3 protein-coding genes and 1 pseudogene are annotated in these 3,193 nt (G+C 68.8%); 3 read left to right on the forward strand and 1 reads right to left on the reverse strand.

Translation table 11 applies throughout. From position 1 onward, the window contains the following. Window positions 1-55: 55 nt before the first annotated feature. A pseudogene (locus tag MU407_RS13740) lies at window positions 56-169 on the reverse strand (external scaffolding protein D); the annotation flags it as partial. 73 nt (window positions 170-242) lie between these two features. On the opposite strand from MU407_RS13740, the gene MU407_RS13745 reads away from it, so the two are divergent. From MU407_RS13745 to MU407_RS13755, 3 genes are all read left to right on the forward strand, one after another. Next, window positions 243-731 carry a hypothetical protein gene (locus MU407_RS13745; protein WP_246958329.1) on the forward strand — a complete coding sequence of 163 codons (489 nt, stop codon included), beginning with the start codon at window positions 243-245 and terminating at the stop codon, window positions 729-731. Between the two features lie 187 nt (window positions 732-918). Next, window positions 919-2,562, forward strand: a complete 1,644-nt coding sequence (pgm, locus tag MU407_RS13750) for a phosphoglucomutase (alpha-D-glucose-1,6-bisphosphate-dependent) (RefSeq protein ID WP_246958331.1) — start codon at window positions 919-921, stop codon at window positions 2,560-2,562. Window positions 2,563-2,875: 313 nt separating this feature from the next. Further along, window positions 2,876-3,121: a hypothetical protein gene (locus MU407_RS13755; RefSeq protein ID WP_246958333.1), complete on the forward strand. Its 246-nt coding sequence runs from the start codon at window positions 2,876-2,878 to the stop codon at window positions 3,119-3,121. The last annotated feature ends 72 nt before the right edge of the window (window positions 3,122-3,193 follow it).

The raw sequence follows: 3,193 nt of genomic DNA on the forward strand, positions 1-3,193 counted from the left end.
CTACGACTACAAGCAATGTCAACGACATGAAGTCAGCGGAGTTACTTGCACGCTAGACGCCATTAATACTGTTTTCAGTCAATTCAGCGCCTTCCATGATGAGACAGGCCGTTTGTATGTTGACGTTATTATCTTAATAAGCCGTCACCGCCGGAATCCTCCCAACGGGGTCTCGTCGGCGGGGTCAGATGTTTATAAGAGACGGCCCTCCCGCCCCGCCGCGGCGCCGCAAGGGGCTCGTGATGCTGATCGTCGGTCTCGTGCTGCTGCTGGTCGTCGGCCCGCTGATGACGATCGGTGGGATCGTGTGGGGCGTGGGCTCCCTGGTCTCGGACACCGCCGCCGGCCCTACCGCGATGGAGGGCGGGGAGCTGACGATGGAGCTGCCCGCGAGCGACATGCTGCTGATCTATGTGCCCAGCGCCGATGCGGATGCGGCGCAGTGCACCCTCGCCGAGGGCGATGCGCAGACCGTCCCCTCCTCGAGCACCGTCACCTTCCCCGACGGCACCGAGTACGAGCAGATCATGGGCGTGGCCGCCGTCTCCGACACGACGGTGACCATCAGCTGCACCGGCACCGATGGCGCTGCATACATGGGGCCGTACGGAATGCTAGACATGATGGGGCCGCTGCTGATCGGCGTGATCGTCGGCGTGCTGGCGGGGCTGGTGGGCCTGGTGCTGACGATCATCGGGATCGTGCGCCTGGTGCGCTCCGGGCGGCGCTGACCGGGCTCCTCGCTTCGTTCCGGGCCCCGCGCCGGGCGCGCGCGAGGGCCGGGCTTAGACCGCTCGTCTCGGAGGCTGCGCGGGGCGCACCATCCCGTCGGGCCCTGACCTAGAGTGTGCCCCGTACGCGATCTCGAGGACCCCCGGGGGCACCGGGGAGGCCCGAGGACATCGAGGACGGAGCCCCATGAGCACTCACCCGCGCGCCGGACAGCAGGCCCTGCCGGAAGATCTGATCGACGTCGACGCCCTGCTGGATGCCTACTACGACGAGCACCCGGATCCCGCGAATCCGGACCAGGCGGTGTCCTTCGGCACCTCGGGCCATCGCGGCTCCTCCCTGGATGTGCGCTTCACCGAGGACCACATCGCGGCGACGACGCAGGCGATCGTCGAGTACCGCGCATCGCAGGGCATCCGCGGGCCGCTGTTCATCGGCCGTGACACCCACGCCCTGTCCCGTCCCGCCTTCGACACCGCCCTGGAGGTCCTGGCCGGAAACGGCGTGGCCGCGCAGGTGGACGCGCAGGATGGCTACACCCCCACCCCCGCAATCTCCCACGCGATCCTGGTGCACAACCGTGGCAAGGGGGCGCAGGATCCGTCCCGAGCCGACGGCATCGTCGTCACCCCCAGCCACAATCCGCCGCGCGATGGCGGTTTCAAGTACAACCCGCCGCATGGCGGGCCGGCGGATTCCGATGCGACGACGTGGATCGCAGACCGGGCCAATGAGCTGCTGGCCGGCGGTCTGCGAGAGGTGCGCCGCCATGGCCGGGCGAAGGCGCTGCAGGATGCGGCGCGCTACGACTACCTGCGCACCTATGTGCAGGATCTGGCGAGCGTGGTGGATCTGGAGGCGATCCGCCGTGCCGGGGTGCGCATCGGCGCGGATCCGCTGGGCGGTGCTGCCGTGGACTACTGGGCCGAGATCGGCGAGATGCATGACCTGGATCTGACGGTCGTGAACCCCGAGGTGGATCCGCAGTGGTCGTTCATGACGCTGGATCGCGACGGGAAGATCCGCATGGACTGCTCGAGCCCCTGGGCGATGGCGTCCCTGCTGGACAAGCGCGATCAGTACGACATCGCCACCGGGAATGACGCCGATGCGGACCGCCACGGCATCGTCACCCCCGATGGCGGGCTGATGAACCCCAACCACTACCTGGCCGTCGCGATCCGGTACCTGTTCGCGCACCGCCCGGACTGGCCGACCAGCGCGAAGGTGGGCAAGACAGTGGTGTCCTCGAGCCTGATCGACCGGGTCGTGGCGTCACTGGGCCGGGAGCTGTTCGAGGTGCCGGTGGGCTTCAAGTGGTTCGTGCCGGGCCTGATCGACTCCTCGGTGGGCTTCGGCGGCGAGGAGAGCGCGGGGGCCTCGTTCCTGCGCCGCGACGGCTCGGTGTGGACCACCGACAAGGACGGCATCATCCTGGCTCTGCTGGCCTCGGAGATCCTGGCGGTCACGGGCCGCTCCCCGAGCGCCCTGCACGCCGAGCTGGTGGAGGAGTTCGGGGCCAGCGCCTACGCCCGCTCCGATGCCCCGGTCACCCGCGAACAGAAGGCGGTGCTGAAGGCCCTGTCCCCCTCGCAGGTGACGGCGACGGAGCTCGCGGGAGAGCCGATCACGGCGGCGATCACGGAGGCTCCGGCGGGCGGGGCGATCGGCGGGCTGAAGGTCTCCACCGAGAACGCGTGGTTCGCGGCGCGCCCCTCCGGCACCGAGGACATCTACAAGATCTACGCCGAGTCCTTCCGCGGCCAGGAGCACCTGGATCAGGTCCAGGAGGCGGCGAAGGCGCTGGTGGATGGGGCACTGAACGGCTGAGCGCCAGTCCGGCGGGCCGGGGTGCGGACGTCGGGGTGCGGGCGAAGCGACGGGGGATCCTGGCGATGCCCCACCCCGACATTCGTCAAAGCGCAGTCAAGAATGGACAGGTCTCCGGTTCTATCTCCCGCATCACGGCGTGGTGGCGGCATGCACAGAACCCTTGTGCGCCCGGCGGGGACCTCGGCACCATGGCAAAGGTAAAGATTCGGTAGGGTACAGTGCCGGACCGGAGCTGAAGTGCGACGGATGTCGCGCAGCCGCCCACGCTGAGAGACGCCCACTGCCGTGGAGCACAGGGGAGGAAGGCCGCATGCGAGAGATCTCGCGCATCAGCGCGGCCTGCGCCGCTGCCGCCATCATGGTGCCCCTCGGGGCGGGCACGGCCCTCGCGCTTCCGGCGGAGGAGGAGACCACCGCCTCCGCGACCTCCGACGTGAGCAGCGGCATCGTGTCGAACCGCCCGCAGGACGATCCCCCGCCGACCGATCCCACGACTGGGCAGCCCACGCCCCACCCGACGGACACGCAGAGCCCATCGCCGACTCCGACTTGCTGATCCTCGACGAGCCCACTCGAGGTTGGAGGGGGTCTGACCGTGCCGGAGAAGGAGGAGGCGCATGCTCAGCAC

Source organism: Brachybacterium sp. Marseille-Q7125, assembly GCF_023062615.1.
Classification (GTDB): Bacteria; Actinomycetota; Actinomycetes; order Actinomycetales; family Dermabacteraceae; genus Brachybacterium.